At 71.5% G+C, this 22,945-nt stretch carries 23 protein-coding genes; 5 read left to right on the top strand and 18 right to left on the bottom strand.

Features of this window, described 5'->3' with window-relative positions; genetic code table 11:
- Positions 1-166 precede the first annotated feature (166 nt).
- The 4 genes from ACWZEH_RS25250 to ACWZEH_RS25235 all read left to right on the top strand — a co-directional run bounded on the left by ACWZEH_RS25250 (position 167) and on the right by ACWZEH_RS25235 (position 3,793).
- A complete protein-coding gene (locus tag ACWZEH_RS25250) occupies positions 167-916 on the top strand; it encodes an ABC transporter ATP-binding protein (protein WP_456193385.1) in 750 nt (249 codons plus the stop codon).
- A complete protein-coding gene (locus tag ACWZEH_RS25245; protein WP_456193384.1) occupies positions 898-2,286 on the top strand; it encodes a hypothetical protein in 1,389 nt (462 codons plus the stop codon). The genes ACWZEH_RS25250 and ACWZEH_RS25245 overlap by 19 nt, the downstream gene beginning before the upstream one ends.
- Positions 2,287-2,433: 147 nt before the next feature.
- Entirely contained in the window at positions 2,434-2,841 is a 408-nt protein-coding gene (locus tag ACWZEH_RS25240) for a VOC family protein (protein WP_456193383.1), read from the top strand.
- A 217-nt stretch (positions 2,842-3,058) separates the two neighbouring features.
- Positions 3,059-3,793, top strand: a complete 735-nt coding sequence (locus ACWZEH_RS25235) for an LAETG motif-containing sortase-dependent surface protein (protein WP_456193382.1) — start codon at positions 3,059-3,061, stop codon at positions 3,791-3,793.
- Positions 3,794-3,905: 112 nt separating this feature from the next.
- On the opposite strand, the gene ACWZEH_RS25230 is transcribed toward ACWZEH_RS25235, so the two are convergent.
- The 10 genes from ACWZEH_RS25230 to rpsB form a co-directional block, all read right to left on the bottom strand.
- Positions 3,906-4,706, bottom strand: a complete 801-nt coding sequence (locus ACWZEH_RS25230; RefSeq protein ID WP_456193381.1) for a maleylpyruvate isomerase family mycothiol-dependent enzyme — start codon at positions 4,704-4,706, stop codon at positions 3,906-3,908.
- Between the two features lie 24 nt (positions 4,707-4,730).
- A complete protein-coding gene (locus ACWZEH_RS25225; RefSeq protein ID WP_456193380.1) occupies positions 4,731-5,750 on the bottom strand; it encodes an ABC transporter ATP-binding protein in 1,020 nt (339 codons plus the stop codon).
- The gene (locus ACWZEH_RS25220; protein WP_456193379.1) at positions 5,751-7,454 is read right to left on the bottom strand and encodes an ABC transporter permease; all 1,704 of its coding nucleotides are present in this window, start codon (positions 7,452-7,454) and stop codon (positions 5,751-5,753) included.
- Positions 7,430-8,536 carry a thiamine ABC transporter substrate-binding protein gene (locus tag ACWZEH_RS25215; RefSeq protein WP_456193378.1) on the bottom strand — a complete coding sequence of 369 codons (1,107 nt, stop codon included), beginning with the start codon at positions 8,534-8,536 and terminating at the stop codon, positions 7,430-7,432. Before ACWZEH_RS25215 ends, ACWZEH_RS25220 begins: the two co-directional genes overlap by 25 nt.
- Positions 8,537-8,772: 236 nt before the next feature.
- Positions 8,773-9,903, bottom strand: coding sequence for a dual-specificity RNA methyltransferase RlmN (gene rlmN, locus ACWZEH_RS25210; RefSeq protein ID WP_456193377.1), 1,131 nt, complete (start codon positions 9,901-9,903; stop codon positions 8,773-8,775).
- Between the two features lie 278 nt (positions 9,904-10,181).
- Positions 10,182-11,318, bottom strand: coding sequence for a phosphatidate cytidylyltransferase (locus ACWZEH_RS25205; protein WP_456193376.1), 1,137 nt, complete (start codon positions 11,316-11,318; stop codon positions 10,182-10,184).
- Positions 11,318-11,875 (bottom strand): ribosome recycling factor, encoded by a 558-nt coding sequence (frr, locus tag ACWZEH_RS25200; RefSeq protein WP_004924833.1) that lies wholly within the window; start codon positions 11,873-11,875, stop codon positions 11,318-11,320. The genes ACWZEH_RS25205 and frr overlap by 1 nt, the downstream gene beginning before the upstream one ends.
- 181 nt (positions 11,876-12,056) lie before the next feature.
- Complete coding sequence (pyrH, locus tag ACWZEH_RS25195) at positions 12,057-12,812, bottom strand: UMP kinase (RefSeq protein ID WP_042168138.1); 756 nt, start codon at positions 12,810-12,812, stop codon at positions 12,057-12,059.
- Between the two features lie 190 nt (positions 12,813-13,002).
- Positions 13,003-13,839 carry a translation elongation factor Ts gene (gene tsf, locus ACWZEH_RS25190; RefSeq protein WP_456193375.1) on the bottom strand — a complete coding sequence of 279 codons (837 nt, stop codon included), beginning with the start codon at positions 13,837-13,839 and terminating at the stop codon, positions 13,003-13,005.
- A gap of 160 nt (positions 13,840-13,999) precedes the next feature.
- The gene (gene rpsB, locus ACWZEH_RS25185) at positions 14,000-14,941 is read right to left on the bottom strand and encodes a 30S ribosomal protein S2 (protein WP_456193374.1); all 942 of its coding nucleotides are present in this window, start codon (positions 14,939-14,941) and stop codon (positions 14,000-14,002) included.
- A 279-nt stretch (positions 14,942-15,220) separates the two neighbouring features.
- Between rpsB and ACWZEH_RS25180 the strand changes: the two genes are divergently transcribed.
- On the top strand, positions 15,221-15,889 hold the full coding sequence (locus ACWZEH_RS25180) for a M23 family metallopeptidase (protein ID WP_456193373.1): 669 nt from the start codon (positions 15,221-15,223) through the stop codon (positions 15,887-15,889).
- Between the two features lie 191 nt (positions 15,890-16,080).
- On the opposite strand, the gene ACWZEH_RS25175 is transcribed toward ACWZEH_RS25180, so the two are convergent.
- From ACWZEH_RS25175 to lepB, 8 genes are all read right to left on the bottom strand, one after another.
- Positions 16,081-16,638: a TetR/AcrR family transcriptional regulator gene (locus ACWZEH_RS25175; protein ID WP_456199815.1), complete on the bottom strand. Its 558-nt coding sequence runs from the start codon at positions 16,636-16,638 to the stop codon at positions 16,081-16,083.
- 118 nt (positions 16,639-16,756) lie between these two features.
- Complete coding sequence (whiG, locus tag ACWZEH_RS25170; protein ID WP_456193372.1) at positions 16,757-17,599, bottom strand: RNA polymerase sigma factor WhiG; 843 nt, start codon at positions 17,597-17,599, stop codon at positions 16,757-16,759.
- A gap of 335 nt (positions 17,600-17,934) precedes the next feature.
- The gene (gene dprA, locus ACWZEH_RS25165) at positions 17,935-19,098 is read right to left on the bottom strand and encodes a DNA-processing protein DprA (protein WP_456193371.1); all 1,164 of its coding nucleotides are present in this window, start codon (positions 19,096-19,098) and stop codon (positions 17,935-17,937) included.
- Positions 19,095-20,720: a YifB family Mg chelatase-like AAA ATPase gene (locus ACWZEH_RS25160; RefSeq protein WP_456193370.1), complete on the bottom strand. Its 1,626-nt coding sequence runs from the start codon at positions 20,718-20,720 to the stop codon at positions 19,095-19,097. The genes dprA and ACWZEH_RS25160 overlap by 4 nt, the downstream gene beginning before the upstream one ends.
- Position 20,721: 1 nt before the next feature.
- A complete protein-coding gene (locus ACWZEH_RS25155; RefSeq protein ID WP_456199813.1) occupies positions 20,722-21,126 on the bottom strand; it encodes a YraN family protein in 405 nt (134 codons plus the stop codon).
- 58 nt (positions 21,127-21,184) lie between these two features.
- A complete protein-coding gene (locus tag ACWZEH_RS25150; protein WP_003965949.1) occupies positions 21,185-21,493 on the bottom strand; it encodes a DUF2469 domain-containing protein in 309 nt (102 codons plus the stop codon).
- Between the two features lie 117 nt (positions 21,494-21,610).
- Positions 21,611-22,159, bottom strand: coding sequence for an NUDIX hydrolase (locus tag ACWZEH_RS25145; protein ID WP_456193369.1), 549 nt, complete (start codon positions 22,157-22,159; stop codon positions 21,611-21,613).
- Positions 22,149-22,940 (bottom strand): signal peptidase I, encoded by a 792-nt coding sequence (gene lepB / locus ACWZEH_RS25140; protein WP_456193368.1) that lies wholly within the window; start codon positions 22,938-22,940, stop codon positions 22,149-22,151. Before lepB ends, ACWZEH_RS25145 begins: the two co-directional genes overlap by 11 nt.
- Positions 22,941-22,945: the final 5 nt, after the last annotated feature.

The following is a 22,945-nucleotide window of genomic DNA, read 5'->3' as shown; positions in this document are numbered from 1 at the left end:
GCCGCCCGTTCGAGTGAGAAACGGCGGTCCGGGGCCGCGTGCTGTCCGGCGTCCCGCCGTGCGCTGCCTAGCGTGCCCAGTGACCGATCGGCTCTGCTTTCGTTCCCCCGCATGGGGGATTCACGAATCTCGCACGGCATTTCTGATCCGAACCGAGGTGTACGCCATGGTGGCCCCACCGGACAACGACGTGCTCTGGGCACGCGCCCTGCACTTCCGGCACGACGACGGCTCGCCCGGGCTGAGCGGGGTCTCGCTCGGCGTCGGGGAGGGCGAGATCCTCGCCGTCGGCGGCCCGCGCGGCAGCGGCAAGACGACCCTGCTGCGATGCCTGTCCGGACTGGCCTCCGTGGCGGACGGCGAGGTCTGGTACAACAGCGTGCCCGTGCACACCATGCGCCCGGCCGCCCGTGAGCGGCTGCGCCGGGAGCGCTTCGGCTGGATCGACCCGGCGCCGGTCCTCGTCCCCGAACTGAACGTCTGGGAGAACACCGCTCTTCCCCTGATGCTGCGCGGCACCGCTCGCCGCCGGGCCAGGGCGACGGCCCTGGAGTGGCTGGAGCGCCTCGACATCGGTGACAAGGCCCGCAAGCGGCCGGCGGAGCTGGTGCACGCGGAGCGGCAGCGGGTCTGCATCGCCCGCGCCCTCGCCCCGGCTCCCTCGGTGCTGTTCGCCGACGAGCCGACCGCCCCGCTGCACCGCGCCGACCGGCGGCACGTCCTGCGCACACTGACCACGGCGGCCCGTTCACACGGCATCACGGTGCTCCTCGCCACCGCCGACGCGGAGACCGCGGCCCTCGCCGACCGCACGGTCTCACTGCTCGACGGGCGCCGGGTGCGCACCGTACATCTGCCTCCGGTCTCCGGGACCGCCGAGACGGAGGGCCGGGCGGCGTGCTCGCTCTCCGTCTGACCCGAGGTGCCCGTCCGGCCGTCCAGCTGCGCCGTCTCCTGGTCGCGGCGGCCTCGGCGGGTACGGGCTTTCTGCTGCTGTGCGCCCTCGGTCACGCGATCGGCCACCCCGGCGCGCCGTCCGTCTCGCTGCTCCGGCTGGCCTGGTGCGCGGCCCCGCTGGCGGCCACGGTGTACTTCGCGGTCGCGGTGGCCCGCACCGACCCGGGGACCCGGCCCCGGTCCGGACTCTCGGCGCTCGGCCTCGGTCCCGCACGGCTGATGGCGATCTCCGCGACGACCACGGCCCTGGCCTGCACGCTGGGGTCGATGACCGCCCTGTTCGTCTTCCTCCACCTGCGCGGCGACCTCACCGGCATGCCCTTCGACGGCGCCGGCACCGACTTCCTGGCCGCCGGTCGGCCGCTGCCGCTTCCGGCGGCCCTGACGCTGCTGGCGCTGGTGCCGGTGAGTGCCTCGGTGGCGGTGGCGACGGCGCTGCGTCCGCGCGAGCGGGCGGCGGGCCCGTCCCGTACGGAGCGGACGGTGTACGGCCGCTTCGGCGCGTACCGTGCCACCACGGCGCGGGAGACGTTCGGCGCGTACGGACGCTTCGGCGCACACCTGGAGCCGGCGGCCCACGGCCGCAGACCGGCCACCTCCCAGCAGGCGGCGCCGGAGCAGGCACAGGCACAGGCACAGCAGGATCGGGTGCGGGTGGATCTTCCGGGGAAGGATTCCGGGCGGTCGCAGGGCGCGTACGGCGGCCCCGCGTCGGCCGCCGCGGCCCCGTCGCCCGGCGCCGGCACGGCACCGTCCGGTCTGCCCTGGGGCATCGCGGTGCTGGCCGTGGGGCTGGCCGTGGAGGCCTACGCGAGCCGCACCGGCACCGGCACCGCGCCCGGCGACCGGCCCGGCGCACTGGCCGGTCTGGTACTGGCCGCCGTCGGCCTCGCGCTGGCCGGTCCCGGTCTCACCCATCTGTGCGGCCGGCTGCTGCAGTCGGTCCGCCCGGGTGCCCTGCGGCTGCTGGCCGGACGGGTCCTCATGACGGAGGCCACCAGGATCGGCCGCCCGCTGGGTGTGGTCTGCGCCGTGCTGTCGGGCGCGTACGCCATGGGCTCGCTGTACTACGACGACGGCCTGTCGCCCGGCCCGCTCACCCTGCTCGGGGTACTGCTGGTGACCGGCTGCACCGTGGCGACACTGCTGACGGCGGCCGTCGAGGCCAAGCAGGCGCACGCCGGTACCACGGCCGCGCTGCTGCGCCTGGGGGCTCCCACCTCGACACCACGTCGGGCCGCGGCTCTCAGGGCCGGCGCGCTCCTCGCCCTGTTCGGACCGCTGACCGTGATCGTGGCCGAGCTGTCGACCCTGCCCCTGGCCCTCTGAGACCGCGCACCACACGCCACCAGAGCCCTGAGGAAAACCTCCGCGGGGCGATGAGTTCCGTACCCGCCCCCGGTCTACCCCTCGAACGGCACGGCACCGCTCGGGACCGGGACGGGGCCGGCGGACCCCCACGGGAGAGGCAGCATCATGACGCAGCAGATGATCTTCGTGAACCTGGCCACCAACGACCTCGAGGCCTCGAAGAAGTTCTTCACGGCGCTCGGCTACGAGATCAACGAACAGTTCAGCGACGAGAACACCGTCTCCGTCGTGATCGGCGAGACCATCGTCGCGATGCTGCACACCAAGCAGCGCTACGCGGAGTTCACGAAGAAGGAGATCGCCGACCCCACGAAGACCAGCGAGGTGCTGCTGGCCCTGAGTTCCGAGAGCCGCGCGAAGGTCGACGAGCTGGTCGAGAGGGCCCTCGCGGCAGGCGGGTCGGTCAGCCGCGAGACCCAGGACGAGGGCTTCATGTACGGCCGCGCCTTCGACGACCTGGACGGCCACACCTGGGAGGTCGTGTGGATGGACCCGTCCGCGCTGGAGGGCTGAGAGAAGACCTGCGGCCGGGGCGGGGGCCCACCGGGAAGGCTCCCAAGGTGTTGAAACGCCTTGGGAGTTAACGAATCAGTAAAACGATGGCCTGCTATCGGCATATGCGTTGACACTACTTATGCGGCGCTTATAGACCTGGGAGCCTCATGGGAGTACTGATACTTCATCAGCACTCCTCCCACCCCCCGCATTTGCGTATCCCGTAAGGACAAACGTGACAGTTCTGTCCGTATCACGCCGTACGGCCTCGCGCCGTAACGTCGCGCGCACCGTACGCGCCCTCGGTGTCGTCTCCGCGTCGGCCGCACTGACCATCGGCCTCGCCGGCAGCGCGGCCGCGTGCAACATCAACGAGTTCTCGGCCGAGGCGAAGTGTGTCGGTGACAAGGGCGTCATCACCGTCACCGACGTCGACCCGGCGGGCGTTCCCGCGACCGTCACCGTGTTCCTGGAGAACAACGGTGCCGACGAGAAGAAGATCGGCGAGCAGGTCGTCAAGGGTTCCCGCGAGGGTGTGACCATCACCTTCGAGGAGGACTGGCAGCCAGGCGCCGAGTACCGCATCCACGTCAAGGCCGAGCCCTACGTGGACGAGGACATCAAGCCGAACCTGACCACCCCGGCCACGGCCTGCAAGGAGGAGGAGGAGGAGGAGCCCCCGGCTCCGTCGGAGCCCGCTCCGGCGCCGTCGGACTCCGCCTCGACCCCGCCCGAGGACGAGGACGAGCCAGGTACCCCGGCTCCGTCGGAGTCGGAGCCCGAGACCACCGCCCCGGCGGACACCTCGGACAACGCTCCGTCGCCCGCCGTCGGTGAGTCGAACCTCGCCGAAACCGGCGCCGACTCCAACACCGGCCTGATCGCCGGTATCGCGGCGGCCCTGGTCGCCGTCGGTGGCGGTGCGGTCTTCTTCGGCATGCGCCGTCGCGGGGCGAACAGCGACAGCTGACGCCCCGAAGACATGACGTGACGGCCCGTCCCCGGTGGGGGCGGGCCGTCACTGTGCGCGGGGCCCTCGTCTCTCCCGGTGGTTCACCTCGCCCGAACCTCGCCCGCTTCCGTCACCCGAACGTCGCCCGTGCCAGCCAGAACTCCAGCAGCTCCCGGTCGCCGAGCACCTCCACCTCCGGTGCGTCGAGCGGCAGCCGGCGGTAGAAGGCGAGGAGCACGGAGGTGAGCGGGCCGCGGAGGGCGACGGTGGCCTTCTCGTGGCCGCGGTGCCAGGAGACACCGTCCTCGGTGAGCTCGATGCACCATTCGGCGTTCGTCTCCGGGCCGGTGTCGGTGGCGTGCAGATGGATGCTCCTTTGGTGCGGACCGCGCAGTTCGCGCGCCGGGTCCTCCGGCAGCGTCCGCTGCGCCCACCGCACGATCTCCAGCCACTCGTCGATCGCGTCGGCGGCGGCATCGGGCGCGACCTCGTAGGGCAGCCCGGCGGCCAGGGTGGCGTCCGCACGGTGGACGGTCATCTCGTGCGTCATGCGGCGGGCCCAGAACCCGGCGTTGCAGATCTCCGCCCAGCTCCACACCTCGGCGTCCGGCCCGGCCTCCCGCAGCGCCTCGACGAGCAGGTCTCCGGACTCGGCCAGCCACCCGTCCAGCGCGGCGGGTTCGCCCCGCACACCGGGCCCGTCGAATCCCGGCACCCGCTCCTCGGGAATCTCCTCCCCGGCCCGGGTGCGCACCATCAGCGCCGCCCAGCGCAGGGAGCCGCCGGTATGCCGGACAAGCTGTTCCAGCGACCACTCCGGGGTGGTGGGCACCCTGCTGTCCAGATCGGCCCCCGAGGTCACCACGGACCGCAACCGGCCTACCTGGTCGGCGATTTCGTCACAGTAGCGATCATGCGTGAGTGGTGTCATGCTCCTCACCCTAGGCAGGACCCCTTACCCGAGCACCACGATTTCGTCCGCGTCGAACTCCACCCCGACCTCGTCCCCGACCTCCGGTGCCGTCCTCAGCGCACAGGCCGCCTCGAGAACGGGCGCGTCCTTCGGCTGGAGGCGGACGGCGACATGGGTGCCGCGGAAGGTGCGCGCGGCCACGGTGCAGCGCAGACCCGCCCCGTCCGGGACCAGACGGACGCCGGCGGGCCGGACCAGCAGGGTGCGGGTGCCCTGCGGGGCGTCTGCCTGCACCGGGACCTTGCCCCAGGGCGTCACCGCGACGTCCGCGGCGATCGTCGCCTCTGCCACGTTCTCGAAGCCGAGGAAGCGGGCCACGAACGCGTCGGCCGGGCGCTGCCACACCTCGAGTGGTGTACCGGACTGGGCGATCCGCCCGTCCCGCATCACCACGACCCGGTCGGCCAGGGCGAACGCCTCGCCCTGGTCGTGCGTCACGGCGAGCACGGTGGTGCCCAGCCGGCCGAACAGCTCCCGGAGTTCGACGACGAGGCGTTCCCTCAGCGACCGGTCGAGCTGGCCGAGCGGCTCGTCGAGCATCAGCAGCCGCGGGCTGGGCGCCAGCGCGCGGGCGAGGGCCACGCGCTGCTGCTCGCCGCCGGACAGGGCCGCCACCGCCCGCCCGGCCGCCCCGGGCAGTCCGACGAGGTCCAGCAACTCCTTTACTCCGTCGGCCTGTTCGCTGCGGGACGCACCGCGCATCCGCAGCCCGAAGGCCACGTTGCCGCCCACGTCCCGCTGCGGGAACAGCTGGTGGTCCTGGAACATCAGTCCGACCTCGCGCCGGTGTGCGGGCACGCCCGCCTGATCGCGCCCGGCGAGCGAGATCCGCCCCGCGTCGAGGGGCTGCAGCCCGGCCACCGCCCGCAGCAGCGTGGACTTGCCGCTGCCGCTCGGCCCGAGCACGCAGACGATCTCGTGCTCGGCGACCTGGAGATCCACGGCGTCCAGCACCGCCCGCCCGCCGAAGCGGACGGTGACATCCTCGAGACCCAACAGCATCTAGAACTCCCCGGACCGGTCGGTCCGCAGCCGCTCGAGGAGCAGCAGCGCCACCGCGCACACGATCATCAGAATCGTCGACAGAGCCATCGCCTGCCCGTAGTTGAGTTCCCCCGGCCGGCCCAGCAGTCGTGCCACGGCCACCGGAAGCGTCGGGTTGTCCGGCCGCGCGATGAACACCGTCGCCCCGAACTCCCCCAGCGACACCGCGAAGGCGAACCCGGCCGCGACGAGTACGGCCCGCCGCACCATCGGCAGGTCCACCTCCCGCCACACCCGCCACGGTGACGCCCCGAGCACCGCCGCCGCCTCCCGCAGCCGCACGTCCACGGCCCGCAGCACGGGCAGCATGGTCCGCACGACGAAGGGGACACCGACCAGCGCCTGTGCGAGCGGCACCAGGATCCAGGAGGAACGCAGGTCCAGCGGCGGCTCGTCGAGGGCGATCAGGAACCCGAAGCCGACGGTCACCGCGGACACTCCGAGCGGCAGCATCAGCAGGGCGTCGAAGCCCCGCACCAGGCGTCCCGCGTCCCGCCGGGTGAGCGCGACGGACGCCAGGGTGCCGACCGCGACGGCGATGACGGTGGCCAGGGCCGCGTACCGCAGGGAGTTGCCGACCGCCGCGATCGGCGCGACCAGGAACACACCCCCGTCGTCGCGGGTCAGCGCCCGGTAGTGGCCGAGGCCGGCGTCGCCGAAGGACCGTTCCACCAGCACGGCGAGCGGCAGGAGCAGCAGCACGGCGACGGTGGCGACGACCCCTGCGAGCAGCGCCCACTGCCCGGCGCCGTGCGGCCGGCGCGCGGTCCGGGAGGCGTCCACCAGCCGCAGCGCGGCCTCCCGCCGCCGTACGGTCCAGGCGTGCAGGGCGAGGATCGCGCCCACCGCGGCGAACTGGATCATGGTCAGAACGGCGGCGGTGGACAGGTCGAAGATCTCCGACGTCTGCCGGTAGATCTCCACCTCGAGGGTGGCGAAGGTGGGTCCGCCGAGGATCTGCACCACACCGAACGAGGTGAAGGTGAACAGGAAGACCATCAGCGCGGCGGCGGCCACGGCCGGGGCCAGCGCGGGCAGCGTGACGGTCCGCCAGGCCGTGAGCCGGGAGGCGCCGAGCATCCGCGCGGCCTCCTCCTGCCGCGGGTCGAGCTGCCCCCACAGCCCGCCGACGGTCCGTACGACGACGGCGTAGTTGAAGAAGACGTGCGCGAGCAGGATCGCCCACACGGTGGTGTCCAGCCGCAGACCCCACAGCTCGTCGAGAAGCCCTCCGCGCCCCACGAGCGCCATGAACGCCGTACCGACGACGACCGTCGGCAGCACGAACGGGACGGTGGCCACGGCCCGCAGCAGCTGCTTGCCGGGGAAGTCGAAGCGGGCGAAGACGTACGCGCCGGGCAGGGCGATCAGGAGGGTGAGAGCGGTGGAGACCAGCGCCTGCCAGGTGGTGAACCACAGCACCTGCCGGACGTCGGACTGCGCCAGCACCTCCCCGATCCGCCCGAGCTGCCAGATCCCGTCGGCCTTCAGGCCGCGCGCGACGATCGCGGCGACGGGGTAGGCGAAGAAGACGGCGAAGAACGCGACGGGCACTGCCATCAGGCCGAGCCGCGCCGCGGTCCCGCGCCGCCCCGCCGCGGACCGGCTCGCTTCGGCCCTGCCCACTTCGGCCCTGCTCACTTCAGTACGAGCGAGGTCCACGACTTGATCCACTGGTCGCGGTGGTCGGCGATCTTCGCCGGGTCCATGGTCTCGGGGTTCTCGGCCTGCGGTCCGAACTTCGCGAACTCCTCGGGCACCTGGGCGGCCTCCCGCACCGGGTAGACGAACATGTTGAGCGGCATGTCGTCCTGGAACGGCTTGCTGACCAGGAAGTCGAGCAACGCCTTGCCGCCCTCGGGGTTTCGCGCGTTGCTCAGCAGCCCCGCGTACTCCACCTGGCGGAAGCAGGTGCCGTCGGCGACACCGGTGGGCGCGGTCTTCGGCCTCGGGTCGGCGTAGATCACCTCGGCGGGCGGCGAGGAGGCGTAGGACACCACCAGCGGCCGGTCTCCCCCCGCCTGCTTGCCTCCGGCCGAGCCGGAGAACTCCTCGTTGTAGGCCTGCTCCCAGCCGTCGACCACCTTCACGCCGTTGTCCTTGAGCTTCTTCCAGTAGTCCTGCCAGTTCTCGTCGCCGTACCTGGCGGCGGTGCCGAGGACGAAGCCGAGGCCGGGCGAGGAGGTGGAGGCGTTCGACGTGACGAGCAGGTCCTTGTACTCGGGCTCGGTCAGGTCGTCGAAGCTCCGCGGCGGGTCCAGGTCGCGCTTTTCGAACCACGCCTTGTCGTAGTTGACACAGACGTCACCGGTGTCGACGGGTGTGACCCGGTGCTCGTCCTCGTCGGCCCGGTACTCGGGAAGGACGGCGTCGGAGTCCCTCACCTCGTACGGCTGGAACAGTTCGTTGTCGAGGGCTCGGGACAGCAGGGTGTTGTCGACGCCGAAGAAGACGTCGCCCTGGGGGTTGTCCTTGGTCAGGATCGCCTTGTTGACGGCCTGTCCGGCGTCGCCGTCCTTCAGCACCCTCAGCCGGTAGCCGGTCTCCTTCTCGAAGGCGGCGACGACCTCCTCGGACGCGGCCCACGAGTCGTGGCTGACGAGCGTGACGGTCTTCGAACCGCCGCCGCCGCTTTGGCCGTCGCCGCCGGAGCCGTCCGACCCGTCGGACGAAGAACCGCAGGCGGACAGCGTGACCAGACCCAGCCCGACGGCCAGGCTCGTGACCTTCTTGGTGATGTTCACCGGTATTTCCTCCTGGGGGTGACCAGGAAGAGACGCGGCCCTGCCCGGGACCCCCGCAGGTGTCCCGGGCAGGGCGCAACAGCTCGAGTGATGACCGATCTCCCTACCCAGAATGACCTGGGCGAGGTTCGGAGGGTCTGCGGCCGGTGCCGCACTCTCAGCGCTGTGGCGCTCCCCTGTCGGAATATGAACGTGTGATGGCCCGGTATGCAGTTGTCGTTCCTGTGCCGGTCAGGTTACCGCTCGCTCGCGGCGAGCTGACCGCAGGCCCCGTCGATCTCCTGTCCACGGGTGTCCCGGATCGTCACCGGCACACCGTGCGAGGCGATCGCGTCCATGAACGCCTTCTCGTCCTCGGGCCGCGAGGCGGTCCATTTGGAGCCGGGCGTCGGGTTGAGCGGGATGAGGTTGACGTGCACGGGCCTGCCCTTCAGCAGCCGCCCGAGCCGGTCACCGCGCCACGCCTGGTCGTTGATGTCCCGGATCAGCGCGTACTCGATGGACAGCCGCCGCCCGGACCTGGCCGCGTACTCGAACCCGGAGTCCAGGACCTCGCGCACGTTCCACCGCGTGTTCACGGGGACGAGGGTGTCGCGCAGTTCGTCGTCGGGCGCGTGCAGGGAGATGGCGAGGCGGCACTTGAAGCCCTCGTCGGAGAACCGGTTGATCGCCGGCACGAGTCCGACCGTCGACACGGTGATCCCGCGCTGGGACAGCCCGAGACCGTCCGGCTCGGGGTCGGTCAGGCGGCGAATGGCGCCGACGACCCGGTTGTAGTTGGCGAGCGGCTCGCCCATCCCCATGAAGACGATGTTGCTCAGCCGCGCCGGCCCACCGGGGACCTCCCCGTCCCGCAGCGACCGCATCCCGTCCACGATCTGGTGCACGATCTCCGCGGTGGACAGGTTCCGGTCGAGACCGGCCTGCCCGGTCGCGCAGAACGGGCAGTTCATGCCGCAGCCCGCCTGCGAGCTGATGCACATCGTCACCCTGTCCGGGTAGCGCATGAGCACCGACTCGACGAGCGTCCCGTCGAACAGCTTCCACAGCGTCTTGCGGGTGGTGCCCTGGTCGGTGGACAGGTGCCGGACCACCGACATCAGCTCCGGAAGCAGCACCTCCTGCAGCTTGGACCGGGAACCGGCGGGAATGTCGGTCCACTGCTCAGGATCGTGCGCGTACCGCGCGAAGTAGTGCTGCGAGAGCTGCTTCGCCCGGAACGGCTTCTCACCGGCCGCTGCGACCGCCTCCTTGCGCTCGGCGGGCGTGAGGTCGGCAAGGTGCCGCGGCGGCTTCTTCGCTCCGCGGGGGGCGACGAAGGCGAGCTCACCGGGAGCAGGACGGGCCACGGTCGGGCAACTCCTCATGACGACGGGTCCTACGGCACCCGCATCGGCGGGGAGGGCTCAGGTCTCCTGGCTCCGGCATGGCCGTACCGTCGGGACATCCCCGCAACGGCGGGGATGTGCGAAAAGGGCCCGCAGCCAGTGCCGCAGGCCCTTCCAGCGTACCTGATGGCTGTCAACCCGAGCCGACGAAGATCACCAACAGCAACCACACCACCGGCGCCGTGGGCAACAGCGAGTCCAGCCGGTCCATACCGTACCCATCTGCGGCTACCGCCGCGCGGCACCGTGCCCCTCCCTCACCCCGACCCGACGAACACCACCAACAGCAACCACACCACCGGCGCCGTGGGCAACAGCGAGTCCAGCCGGTCCATGATGCCGCCGTGACCCGGCAGCAGTGTGCCCATGTCCTTGATGCCGAGGTCCCGCTTGATCATGGATTCACCCAGGTCACCGAGGGTGGCGCTGACCGAGACAGCCAGGCCGAGCAGCAGCCCCTGCCACCAGGTGCCGTCGTCGATCAGGAACTGCATGCACAGTGCGCCCGCCGCCATGGCGAACCCGACCGCGCCCAGCAGGCCCTCGCGGGTCTTGCCGGGGCTGATGCGCGGGGCGAGCTTGTGCGTGCCGAAACGCCAGCCGACGGCGTACGCACCGGTGTCGGCGACGACCGTGATCACTATGAACGTCAGCACCCGCCAGGGTCCGTCGTCCGCGGCCAGCATCATCGACACGAAGGTCGCCAGGAACGGCACGTAGAACGCGGCGAAGACCCCCGCCGTGACATCCCTGAGGTAGTTCTCGGGCGGCTGGGCCATCCGCCAGACCAGCACCGCCAGCGCGGTGAGCGCCACGGCCATCCAGGCGCCGTCGCTGCCCCAGACGTACCCGGAGACGATCATGGCCGCCCCGCCGACAGCGAGCGGCACGAACGGTGCCTCGATGCCCTTGCGCTCCTCGAGCCGCTTCGTCAGCTCCCGCAGTCCCACCACTATGGCCACGGCGACAACGCCGACGAAGACGGCCTTCACGATGAACAGCGAGACGGCGACCAGCGCACAGAGCCCGACGCCGACGCCTATCGCGGCACCCAGATCACGCCCCGCGGTCTTCTTCCGCGGTGGGGGCACCGGCTGCGGGGCGTCGGACATGGACTCCGGATTCTGCGGATGGTGCGGCATCTCCCCGGGGTGGGGACGCGCCCGCGTCGTCTCGTCTCGGAACAGGGGGCCGCTCAGCCGAGCAGCCCCCTGTTCCACGTCCTGGTCACCGCCGTGTTCAGGTGCGCCGGGCACGATGGGCATGGGGCGAGTCTGCTGCGCGTAGTGCGCATCGTACGGGGGGCCCGCCGGGACGGCTTCCTGGACGGGCCCCCGGTCGGGCGGCCCCCAGTACCCGGCCTGTGGCGGCGCCTCCCAGGAGGAGTCGTTCATCAGACCTCGAGGAGTTCCGCTTCCTTGTGCTTCAGGAGCTCGTCCACCTGGGCGACGTACTTCGCGGTGGTGTCGTCGAGCTCCTTCTCCGCACGGCGTCCCTCGTCCTCGCCGACCTCGCCATCCTTGATCATCTTGTCGATGGCGTCCTTGGCCTTGCGGCGCACGGAACGGATGGAGACCTTGGCGTCCTCGGCCTTGGCCTTGGCCACCTTGATGTAGTCGCGGCGGCGCTCCTCGGTCAGTTCGGGGAACACCACGCGGATGATGTTGCCGTCGTTGCTCGGGTTGACTCCCAGGTCGGAGTCCCGGATGGCCTGCTCGATGTTGCGCAGCGCGCTCTTGTCGAACGGCGTCACCACGGCCATGCGCGGCTCGGGCACGGAGAACGAGGCCAGCTGGTTGATCGGCGTCGGCGCACCGTAGTAGTCGGCCACGATCTTGTTGAACATCGCCGGGTGCGCACGGCCGGTGCGGATCGCGGCGAAGTCCTCCTTGGCGACCACGACGGCCTTCTCCATCTTCTCCTCGGCTTCGAGGAGGGTCTCTTCGATCACCACTTGCTCCTGCGTGTCTTGAGTAGGCCCGGCCGCGGTTCCCTGTCGGGGCAACGACCGGCTGCGTCGCGTCTTGTTCCTGCACGGTTCCCGACCGGTGGGACATTGTCCATCCCCCGGCCCGGTCCGCCCCGTCCGTCCCCCGGGGGTGTCGCCCCTCGGACGGGTGCTTGTGGTCCGGTCACTTCCGGTCCATCGGGTCACCCACCAACGTGCCGATCTTCTCACCCTTGACGGCGCGCGCGATATTGCCCTCCGCCAGCAGTTCGAAGACGACGATGGGGAGCTTGTTGTCGCGGCACAGGGTGACGGCCGTGGCGTCGGCGACCTTCAGATCACGCGTGATGACCTCGCCGTATCCGAGGTGGTCGAACTTCACCGCGTCGGGGTTGGTCTTCGGGTCGGAGTCGTAGACCCCGTCCACACCGTTCTTGCCCATCAGCAGTGCCTCGGCGTCGATCTCCAGGGCGCGCTGGGCGGCGGTGGTGTCGGTGGAGAAGTACGGCATGCCCATGCCGGCGCCGAAGATGACCACGCGGCCCTTCTCCAGGTGCCGCACGGCCCGCAGAGGAATGTAGGGCTCGGCGACCTGGCCCATGGTGATGGCGGTCTGGACCCTGCAGTCCACGCCCACCTTCTCCAGGAAGTCCTGGAGCGCGAGGCAGTTCATCACGGTGCCGAGCATGCCCATGTAGTCCGAACGGGCCCGGTCCATGCCGCGCTGCTGGAGTTCCGCGCCTCGGAAGAAGTTGCCGCCGCCGATGACGATGGCGATCTGCGCGCCGTCACGGACGACCGCCGCGATCTCGCGTGCGATGGCGTGCACCACGTCGGGGTCGACGCCCAGGCCCCCACCGCCGGAGAAGGCCTCTCCGGACAGCTTCAGCAGAAACCGTCCGTGCACGGTGCCGTCGTCGCTCTTCTCAGCCTTGGTCATCGCGGATCCCGCCTCTTTCACCTGTTGCACATACGAAGGAGGCCACTGCCGGTGGGGTGTACGACGCATCCCATGCGGCAATGGCCTCCTCGTCAGATCTGCTGTCGTCCGGCACGCGCGCGTGCGTGACGGCGTGTCCGAACGACTGCTGACGACCCTATAGGGGTCGCGCGCCCGTCGCGGTACGGACTCAGATGCCGACCTTGATGCGCGTGAAGCGCTTCAGGGTGACACCGGCCTCGTCGAGAACCTTCTGAACGGACTTCTTGTTGTCCAGCGCGTAGGGCTGGCCCAGCAGCGTGGCGTCCTTGAAGAAGCCGTTGAGGCGGCCCTCGACGATCTTCGGCAGGGCGGCCTCGGGCTTGCCCTCCGCGCGGGTGGTCTCCTCGGCGACGCGGCGCTCGGTCTCGACGACCTCGGCCGGCACGTCCTCCTTGGAGAGGTACTTCGGCGCGAAGGCGGCGATGTGCTGGGCGACGCCCTTGGCGACCTCGGCGTTGGGCTTGTCGAGTTCGACGAGAACACCGATCTGCGGGGGCAGGTCGGGCATCGTGCGGTGCATGTACGCCGTCACGTAGCCGTCGGTGAACTGGGCGAAGCGGTCCAGGACGATCTTCTCGCCCAGGTTGGCGTTGGCCTCGTCGACGTACGCCTGGACGGTCTTGCCGGCCTCGATCTCGGAGGCGAGGAGCGCCTCGATGTCGGCCGGGGAGGACTTGGTGACGTGCTCGGCGATGGCGGTGGCCACGGCCTGGAACTTCTCGCCCTTGGCGACGAAGTCCGTCTCGCACTTCAGCTCGACGAGGACGCCGGAGGAGTTGTCGTCGGCGATGATCGAGACCACGGCGCCGTTCTCGGCGGAGCGGCCCTCGCGCTTGGCGACGCCCTTCTGGCCCTTGATACGGAGCGCCTCGACGGCCTTCTCGACGTTGCCCTCGGCCTCGTCCAGCGCCTTCTTGCAGTCCATCATGCCGGCGCCGGTGAGCTCCCGGAGCTTCTTGACGTCGGCGGCGGTGTAGTTCGCCATGAGTCTGTGAGTCTTCCTCGAAGTCTGGAGAATCGGAGATCTGCGGGGTCTTCGGTCCTCAGTGAGCTGGAGGACCGTGACACACCGCGCACCTACGGGTGAACGGCGGGAGCGGACTTCATGTCACCCGCTCCCGCCGTCATCAGCCCGGACGGGCAGGTCAGGCCTGGTCGGCCTCGGGGGCCGGAGCGGCGTCGGCCTCGGGGGCCTCCTCCGCCGGCTTCTCGGCCTCGGCGGCCGGGGCCTCGGCCGCGGGGGCCTCCGCCTCGGGGGCCTCGGCGGGCTTCTCGGCCTCGGCCTCGGCGGCGGCCGGGGCCTCGTCGGCCTTCTTCTCACCCTCGAGCAGGTCGCGCTCCCACTCGGCGAGGGGCTCGCTCGCGGCCTTCTCGCCCTTGCCCTCGGTGGCGACACCGGAGCGGGAGATGAGGCCCTCGGCGACCGCGTCGGCGATCACGCGGGTGAGCAGGGTGACGGAGCGGATCGCGTCGTCGTTGCCCGGGATCTTGTAGTCGACCTCGTCGGGGTCGCAGTTGGTGTCGAGGATGGCGACGACCGGGATGTTGAGCTTCCGGGCCTCACCGACCGCGATGTGCTCCTTCTTGGTGTCCACGATCCAGACGGCGCTGGGCACCTTCTGCATCTCGCGGATACCGCCGAGGGTCTTCTCCAGCTTGGCCTTCTCGCGGGAGAGGACCAGCAGCTCCTTCTTGGTGAGGCCGGAGGCGGCCACGTCCTCGAAGTCGATCTGCTCGAGCTCCTTGAGGCGCTGCAGACGCTTGTAGACGGTCGAGAAGTTGGTGAGCATGCCGCCCAGCCAGCGCTGGTTGACGTACGGCATGCCGACGCGGGTGGCCTGCTCCGCGATGGCCTCCTGCGCCTGCTTCTTCGTACCGACGAACATGACCGTGCCGCCGTGGGCGACGGTCTCCTTGACGAACTCGTAGGCGCGGTCGATGTACGACAGCGACTGGAGCAGGTCGATGATGTAGATGCCGTTGCGCTCCGTGAAGATGAAGCGCTTCATCTTCGGGTTCCAACGACGGGTCTGGTGACCGAAGTGGACGCCGCTCTCCAGCAGCTCCCGCATCGTGACGACGGCCATGGCCGTATCTCCTTGATTTTCTCGGTTGTGCCGCGGAAGCCGGCGGCTCCCGCGCCTGACGCCCACGACGCGCCGTTGCCACGAAGGACCGAGGGGCGCTGACACCGGGAGCGGTCGTGACCGGTCCTGATGTCGGGGCGTGCGAAGTCGACCCGGTGACCCGGGACGCCACCAGAATTGTACGGGACCCGCGGGGCACCGGGTGACGCCGTTGTCCACAACCTGGTGACGGTCCACAGGTCCGGGCCGTGATCACGGATTCCGTGGAGGCTTTCCCGCATGCGAGTGAGCCGATTCGTGAGCCAGTCCGTGCGGCGGTCCGTGTGCCGGTCCGTGTGCCGGTTTCCGAGGGCGTGGGCGCGTCTGGCCGTCCTGCTGGTCCTGACGCCGGCGGTCCTGTCGTCCCCGCCGCCGTCATCGCTGCCGCCGAAGCTCGCGGCTTCGGCCCGGGAGACCGCTCGGGCCGATGCCGGGGTGCCGGCCGTCGGACGGGTGTGGCCCGTGGGGGTACGGCCCCGGGTGCTGCGGGGCTGGGAACCGCCGGAGACTCCATACGGGCGCGGGCACCGGGGAGTGGACCTGGCGGCGGCGCCGGGCGCGCCGGTGCGGGCGGTCGCAGCGGGCCGGGTCTCCTTCGCCGGCCGGGTGGCCGGACGGGGTGTCGTCTCGGTGGAGCTGTCGGGTACGGGGACACCGCCACTGCGTACGACCTACGAGCCGGTCCGCCCGTCGGTGGAGAAGGGGGCCGAGGTGGCACCGGGCGAGGTGGTCGGGGCGGTGGCGGCGACGGACCCGGCGAGGAGCCCGCACTGCACGGCTCCCTGCCTGCACTGGGGCCTGCTCAGAGCGGACGTCTACCTCGACCCGCTCGCCCTGCTCCCGCCCTGGCTCCTGCGCACCGGCCCGCCGAGACTCCTCCCGGTCCTCGGCCTGCCGGTGCCGGAGTGAGCGGCAGGGCGCGGGAGGGCGGGGCAGGCTGGGCCGGGCTGGGCGACGGGGGTTCACGCCACCCCGTGAATGCGCCGGGAACAGCCGGGAACAGCCGGGACCTGCGCGGCGGGACGGCAGCCGTCACGCGCCGGAGCACCGGACGTCCGGCGTCGAAGTGTCCGGGCTCCGGGGGCCGGGGCTCCGGGTCGTCAGGGCTGGATGCCGCGCAGGGTCATGGCGACCGCGGCTTCCGTGATCGTCTCCGGGTGTTCGGCGGCGCCGAGTTCGATGCGGCGCACCGCCGCGTCGACCACGCCCTGGAGCAGCATCGCGGCGAGCCGGGGCTGGTCGTGGCCCAGTTCGCCCAGGGCCTCGACGATCATCGCGATGAGGCCGCCGTGGGCCGCGCGGATCTTCTCCCGGGCGCCCGCGTCGAGTTCGCTCGCGGAGATCGCCACCACGGCCCGGTGACGCCGGTCCCCGACCAGTTCCAGCTGCTTGCGGACGTACGCCTCGATCCTGGCCTCGGCGCCGTCGGCCGCGGCCATGGCCGTCTCCACCTCGGTCGCCCAGACCGGGAAGTCGACCTCGCACAGCTCCTCGACGACGGCCGCCCGGGACCGGAAGTACTCGTACACGGAGGAGCGCGCCAGGCCCGTGCGCTCGGCGAGGGCGGGGAAGGTCAGCGCCTCCGTACCTCCCTCGGACAGCAGGGAGCGTGCCGCGTCCAGCAGGGCGGCGCGTTGCATCGACCGGTGCTCGGCCACGGAGGCCGCTCGAATCCTTGGCACGCCACCACTTTACGGACGCACCGCGCGGGGCGGGAGTCCCTCGGCCGAAACCGCAGGCCGGACGGGCCTACCCGGCGGAGGGCCGGCGGCCGGCTCAGCCCCGGAAGCCCGCCAGCTTCGCCCTGAGCTGGAGAACGGACTTGGTGTGGATCTGGCTGACCCTGCTCTCGGTGACCCCCAGCACATGGCCGATCTCGGCCAGGGTGAGCCCTTCGTAGTAGTAGAGCGTGACCACGGTCTTCTCCCGCTCCGGGAGTGTGTTGATCGCCCGGGCCAGGAACCGTCGCAGCTCCCGGTCCTCGGCCACTTCCACCGGGTTGTCGGCGGTGGTGTCCTCCAGCGTGTCCATCAGGCTGAGCCGGTCGCCGCCGTCCCCCCCGGCATGCAGCAGCTCCTCCAGGGCGACGACGTTGGCGAGCGACAGCTGGCTGAAAACCGCGTGCAGTTCGTCCACGGCGATGCCCATCTCGCCGGCGACCTCGCTCTCCGTCGGCGTACGCCTGAGCCGCGCCTCCAGCGTCGCGTACGCCCGCTCGACATTGCGCGCCTTCTGCCGCACCGAGCGCGGAATCCAGTCCAGGGCCCGCAGTTCGTCGATCATCGCGCCCCTGATGCGGGTGATCGCGTAGGTCTCGAACTTGATCTCCCGGTCGACGTCGAACTTCTCGATCGCGTCGATCAGCCCGAACACTCCGGAGGAGACGAAGTCCGCCTGGTCGACATTGGGCGGCAGCCCCACGCTGACCCGGCCGGCGACATACTTCACCAGCGGCGAGTAGTGCAGGATCAGCTGCTCCCGCAGCCGCTCGTCGCCCGTCGCCTTGTACGACCGCCACAGCTCGTCGAGTGTCGAGGGAGCGGGCGGCCGCACGCTGCCACCGTCACGGGCGGCTGGGGGGATCGCCGCCCGGTCGGACCCGGAGGTGTGCTGGGGCATTCGTCGCCTTGTGCCGTTCTGCAGTGGACTGGTGCTGCCTGGGTGAGCTGTCTGTCTGATGCCGAGCCGCCTGCCTGTGCTGCCTGCCCGTATCGCCTGCGGTCGTCGTCCGCGGGGCTTCCCTCCATGCCGTCGTTCCGTGCGGGGACGCTTGTGAGCGTAGCGTGACTGCGGGGTCGCGGTGTGCGAAGAAGTGAGGTCGGGGCGGGTGCGAGCGTGTCCCGCACGCCACCCCGCCGGGTGATTCCCGTAGCTCTGAGTGATCACCCGGGTGCCCCAACTGGCTTGTTTTCCAAGGGGTGTAGCCGTTCCCCCGGACGGCCGAACACCCTCCGTCAGAGAACGCCGGAACCGTTGTCGAGCGGAATCACCGCCTGGCGTGTCAACTTCCAGCCGTCACCGTGCCGTTCGACGTACCCGAGTGCGCGCAGTTCGTACAGTCTCGCGATCGCGTCGTCCCGGGTGGTCCGTGCGTCGCGCGCGATCCCGTCGGCGAGGGCCGACCCGTGCGCGGGCAGCGCGTCGAGGACCTGGTGGGCGGCGGGTTCCAGCAGGTCCCGGGGCAGTACCGGCCCGCGCCGTTCGGGGGCCAGTTCGCCCATGTCCCCGACCAGTTCGACGATCTCCGCGGCATCGGTGACCAGTACCGCGCCCTGCCGCAGCAGTTCGTGCACCCCGGCCGAGCGCCCACTGGTGGCCGGCCCCGGTACTCCCATGGTGTGACGTCCGAGGCGCCCGGCCGCCCTGGCGGTCACCAGGGAGCCGCTGCGGTGCGCGGCCTCGACGACCACGGTGCCCCGGGTGAGCGCGGCGATGACCCGGTTGCGCAGGATGAACCTGCTCGGAGTCGGGTGATCGCCGGGCGGCAGCTCTCCGATGACCAGTCCTTGTTCCGCGATCCTGGTGATCAGCCCGGTGTGTCCGCGCGGGTAGGGCCGGTCGACGCCGCAGGCGAGTACGGCGACGGTGGCGCCGGCCGAGCCGAGCGCGCCGCGGTGTGCGGCGCCGTCGACCCCGTAGGCACCGCCGGAGACCACGACCCAGCCGCGCTCGGCGAGCTCGGCGGCGAGGGTGGCGGCCATGTGGGCGCCGTACTCGGTGCAGGCGCGGGCGCCGACGACGGCGACCGAGCGCAGCGCCCACATCCGCAGGTCGGCGGGGCCGCGTACCCACAGCCCGAGAGGCCGGCCGTCCCCCAGGTCGTCGAGCTGCCGGGGCCATTCGGCCGTCCCGGGGTACACGAACCGCACCCCGGCGTTCCGCGCGACGGCGAGGTCCCGGCCCGGGTCGGTCTGCTCGGCCCGCGCCAGCAGTCCTGCCCAGCGACGGCCACTCGCCCCCGTCAACGGCTCGGCCCTCGCCCGCAGCCGCGTCACCACCTCCCGCGCACCCAGCTCCCGCACCCACCGCCCGCCGGTCTCGTCGCCGGGTTCGAGGACCCGCGTGAGAAAGACCCGGGCGAGGAGTTCGCGGTCCGCGGGCCCGGCGGCGCCGCTCATGCCAGCGCCCCGATCGTCATGGGCACCCCGCGCGGGACGCCGGTACGCAGGTGCAGCGCGAGGGCGACGTCCCTGGCGTCGGGCCGGTCGCGGCCGACCAGGTCGGCTACCGTCCACGCGACCCGCAGCACCCGGTCGAGTCCGCGCGCGCTGAGCACACCGCGCTCCAGGCACCGCTCGGCGTCCTCCATCGCGCCGGGGGCCGCGTGCCAACGGTTGCGCAGGTCCCGTCCGGGGATGTCGCTGTTGGTGCGCCACGGGGTGCCCGCGAACCGCCTCGCGGCGCGTTCCCGGGCCGCGCGCACCCGGTCGGCGACCGTGGCGGTGGACTCGCCGCGGGCTCCGTCGGCGGTCAGTTCGGCGCGGGTGACCCGCTCGGCCTCGACCCGCAGGTCGACCCGGTCCAGCAGCGGGCCGGACAGCCGGGCCTGGTAGCGGCGGATCGACGAGGGCGGGCACTCGCACAGGCTGTCCTTCGGTGAGAAGCGGCCGCAGGGACAGGGGTTGGCGGCGAGCACCATGAGGAACCTCGCCGGGAAGCGCACGACGCCCGAGCTGCGCGCGATGACGACGTGCCCGGCCTCCAGCGGCTGGCGCAGGGCATCCAGGGCATGGCTTCCGAATTCCGGCGTTTCATCCAGGAAAAGTACGCCTCGGTGTGCGAGCGACACGGCTCCGGGACGGGCGATGCCGGGGCCGCCGCCGACGAGCGCCTGCATGGTGGCCGAGTGGTGCGGGGCGCAATAGGGGGCGGTGTCGATCAGGGGCTTGTCCGGGGGCAGCAGGCCGGCCACCGAGTGCACGGCGGTGACCTCCAGGGACGCCTGCCGGTCGAGCGGCGGCAGGAGCGAGGGCAGCCGTTCCGCAAGCATGGTCTTGCCCGCGCCGGGCGGTCCCTCGAGGAACAGGTGGTGGCCGCCGGCCGCCGCCACCTCCACCCCGGTCCGGGCCGGGAGCTGGCCGACGACGTCCGCGAGGTCGTGGCCGGTGTCGCAGTGGGCCGCGCCGGCGCTGTGCATACCGGTGGCCGCGCCGGTACCGGGTACCCGCAGTCCGGCCAGGAGCGGGTCGGGCCGCCCCCGGCCGCCTGGTTCCTCCTCGGGCACCGGCTCGTCGGTGAGCAGGGCGATCAGCTGGCGCAGGCTGCGGACACCCAGGACGGAGACGCCCGGCACCAGCGCGGCCTCGGCGGCGGCACACTCGGGCACCACGACCTGTTCGTATCCGGCGTCGGCCGCCGCGACGACCGCGGGCAGCGTGCCCCGGACGGGCCGCACCCTGCCGTCCAGGCCCAGCTCGCCGATCATCACGAGATCGGCGAGCACCCGCGGGTCGATCCGCTCGGCGGCGCCCAGGACGGCGCTGGCGACGGCCAGGTCGAAGCCGCTGCCGGCCTTCGGCACCGATGCCGGGCTGAGCCCCACGGTGAGTTTCCTCTGGGGCCATTCCTCCCCGGAGTTGACGACCGCGGCCCTGACCCGGTCGCGGCTCTCCGTCAGGCTCTTGTCCGGCAGCCCCACCAGCGTGAACGCCGACACTCCCGGTTCGAGGTCGGCCTGGACCTCCACGACCACGCCCTCGACGCCGACCAGCGCCACCGAGCACGTACGGGCGAACCCCACCTCAGGCCACCCCCCGGACATGCTCGACCCGGGGCGCGCCACGCTCCGGCAGCAGGACGCCGACCAGGTCGATGCGGACGCCGCCGGGCGGTGCTCCCCCGTGCTCCTGGAGCCAGCGTTGCGCCAGGCCCCGCAGACGGGCCGCCTTGGCGGGGGTGACCGCCTCCATGGGGTGCTGGAAGGACCCGGCCCTGCGGGTCTTGACCTCGCAGACGACGAGGGCGTCGCCGTCCCTGGCCACGATGTCGATCTCGCCGGTCCTGCCGCAACGCCAGTTGCGCTCCAGGACCGTCATTCCGGCCTGCGCCAGCCGCCGTGCGGCCAGCGCCTCGCCGTACCTGCCGAGTGCGCTGCGTGCCTGCTGTCGTGGGTTCATGTCGGCACCACCTCCGGCGCCCACCGTCACCCGGCCGGCCATCCGAAGTGGATCTTGGTGGACAACCCGGCGGTTGTGGAGACCTCCGTCACCCGCCCGGGAGCTCCAGGTCGCTCTTGTTGAGCTCCTCGATGTTCACGTCCTTGAATGTCAGGACACGTACCTGCTTCACGAACCTGGCCGGCCGGTACATGTCCCAGACCCAGGCATCCGCCATGGACACCTCGAAGAACACCTCGCCCTGAACCGAGTGCACCTGCATCTCGTAGTCGTTGGTCAGATAGAAGCGGCGCTCGGTCTCGATCACGTATTTGAACAGACCGACGACGTCGCGGTACTCCCGGTAGAGCTTCAGCTCCATCTCGGTCTCGTACTTCTCGAGGTCCTCGGCGCTCATGGCATGTTCCCCTTTACCTGTGCGATCCCACCATTGTGCGCCAGTCCCGGGGGCCCCCGTCCCCGAACCGGCCCGACCCGCCGGACGGGCCCCCGGGGCCCGCACCCAGGTCCTGTCCTAGACGGTCTCGGTGGCCAGGGTGAGGGGCCCGGCCGGGGGACCCTCGTCGAGCAGGGTGCGCAGCAGCTCGGCGAGTCTCGTCGGGTACACCGTCTCACGGGCCCGAGCCAGTTCCGGACACGTCCACCAGCGTGCTCCGGTGACGCTGCGCCGCTCGAGCTCGGTCAGCGCCCTGGCCCCGGTGACCCTTCCGGTGGTGCGAGCGAGGTAGTACCACTCGTCCTGGTCCCAGCGGCGGCCCGCGAACGGGAAGGAGCACGTCCGCCGCCACAGCACGGGCCCGAGCTCCACCTCCGTGATGCCGGTCTCCTCGGCGAGCTCCCGCAGCGCCGCCTGTTCACGGCTCTCGTCGCCCTCCACCCCGCCGCCCGGCGTGAACCACCAGTCGTCGGCGGGGTCGTCCGGCTCATGCCCGTGCAGCAGCAGGATGCGGTCCCTCGGGTCGAGCAGGACGACACGGGCGACCCTGCGCAGCCCGCCCCCGTCTTCGACCTCGCCCTCGCCCTCGTAGGAGCCCCCGGCGGCGTGGGCCGTCTCAGCGGACACCGTTCGCCTCCGTTCCCGCGTCCGCACGAGGGGCCCGGGAGGCGCCGGCCAGCGCGGCGAGCGGGCCGTACGCGGCCCCGCCGAGAATGAGCACGGCACCGCCGACGACCAGGGCGAGGGCCGTCGGCAGCGGCCCCGGTGAGGAGAGTTCGCCGAGCTTCTCGAAGCCGGTCGGAGCCTGCAGCATGCCGTCCATCGGCCAGACCACCGCGTCGACCCGGGCCTCGACCGCCTCGCGGGAGACGGTGCCGTTCGCGGTGTCGGTGAGATGGGAGGTCGAGTCCAGGGAACCGCTGCGCTCGTCACCGAGCAGGAACAGGCGGCCCTTCGGCACGGTCACCTCCGGGAAGGCGTTGAGTCCGGCCGCCTCGTCCGCGGAGAGGTACGGCTCGTCGATCTCCGTGCCGTTGACCCTCAGCCTGCCGTCCTGCCCGGTGGAGACGGTGTCCCCGCCGACGGCGACCACCCGTTTGACGACCGGTACGTCCGCCCAGCTCTCGTCCTTGAAGACCACGACGTCGCCGCGGCGGACGTCACCGCCGTCGACGCGCTGGGCCAGTACCCGGTCCCCGGCACCGATCGTCGGCGCCATCGAGGGGGTGGGCACGGTGTACGGCAGGTACACCAGCGCTCCCCAGACGAACCCGCCGAGGAACAGCACCAGACCCAGCGCCACGGCCAGTGAGGACAGTCGCTCCCCGGTCCGGCTTCCCGCCGGGCTCCGGCCCGCACCGCCGCTGCCGCCGCGAGAAGCCGTACGTGTCGCGCTCTGCCCAGTCATGGGCG

This window comes from Streptomyces yamdrokensis (assembly GCF_053890455.1).
Note: the sequence above shows the minus strand (reverse complement) of the source record. Positions and strands in the feature narration are given on the sequence as shown.

Bases quoted from the DNA above. Each gene is read 5' to 3' on its own strand.
- ACWZEH_RS25250 (WP_456193385.1), top strand. From the start codon at position 167: ATGGTGGCCCCACCGGACAACGACGTGCTCTGGGCACGCGCCCTGCAC.
- ACWZEH_RS25240 (WP_456193383.1), top strand. From the start codon at position 2,434: ATGACGCAGCAGATGATCTTCGTGAACCTGGCCACCAACGACCTCGAG.
- ACWZEH_RS25230 (WP_456193381.1), bottom strand. From the start codon at position 4,706: ATGACACCACTCACGCATGATCGCTACTGTGACGAAATCGCCGACCAG.
- ACWZEH_RS25225 (WP_456193380.1), bottom strand. From the start codon at position 5,750: ATGCTGTTGGGTCTCGAGGATGTCACCGTCCGCTTCGGCGGGCGGGCG.
- rlmN (WP_456193377.1), bottom strand. From the start codon at position 9,903: ATGAGGAGTTGCCCGACCGTGGCCCGTCCTGCTCCCGGTGAGCTCGCC.
- ACWZEH_RS25205 (WP_456193376.1), bottom strand. From the start codon at position 11,318: ATGAACGACTCCTCCTGGGAGGCGCCGCCACAGGCCGGGTACTGGGGG.
- pyrH (WP_042168138.1), bottom strand. From the start codon at position 12,812: ATGACCAAGGCTGAGAAGAGCGACGACGGCACCGTGCACGGACGGTTT.
- tsf (WP_456193375.1), bottom strand. From the start codon at position 13,839: ATGGCGAACTACACCGCCGCCGACGTCAAGAAGCTCCGGGAGCTCACC.
- rpsB (WP_456193374.1), bottom strand. From the start codon at position 14,941: ATGGCCGTCGTCACGATGCGGGAGCTGCTGGAGAGCGGCGTCCACTTC.
- ACWZEH_RS25180 (WP_456193373.1), top strand. From the start codon at position 15,221: ATGCGAGTGAGCCGATTCGTGAGCCAGTCCGTGCGGCGGTCCGTGTGC.
- whiG (WP_456193372.1), bottom strand. From the start codon at position 17,599: ATGCCCCAGCACACCTCCGGGTCCGACCGGGCGGCGATCCCCCCAGCC.
- dprA (WP_456193371.1), bottom strand. From the start codon at position 19,098: ATGAGCGGCGCCGCCGGGCCCGCGGACCGCGAACTCCTCGCCCGGGTC.
- ACWZEH_RS25150 (WP_003965949.1), bottom strand. From the start codon at position 21,493: ATGAGCGCCGAGGACCTCGAGAAGTACGAGACCGAGATGGAGCTGAAG.
- lepB (WP_456193368.1), bottom strand. From the start codon at position 22,940: ATGACTGGGCAGAGCGCGACACGTACGGCTTCTCGCGGCGGCAGCGGC.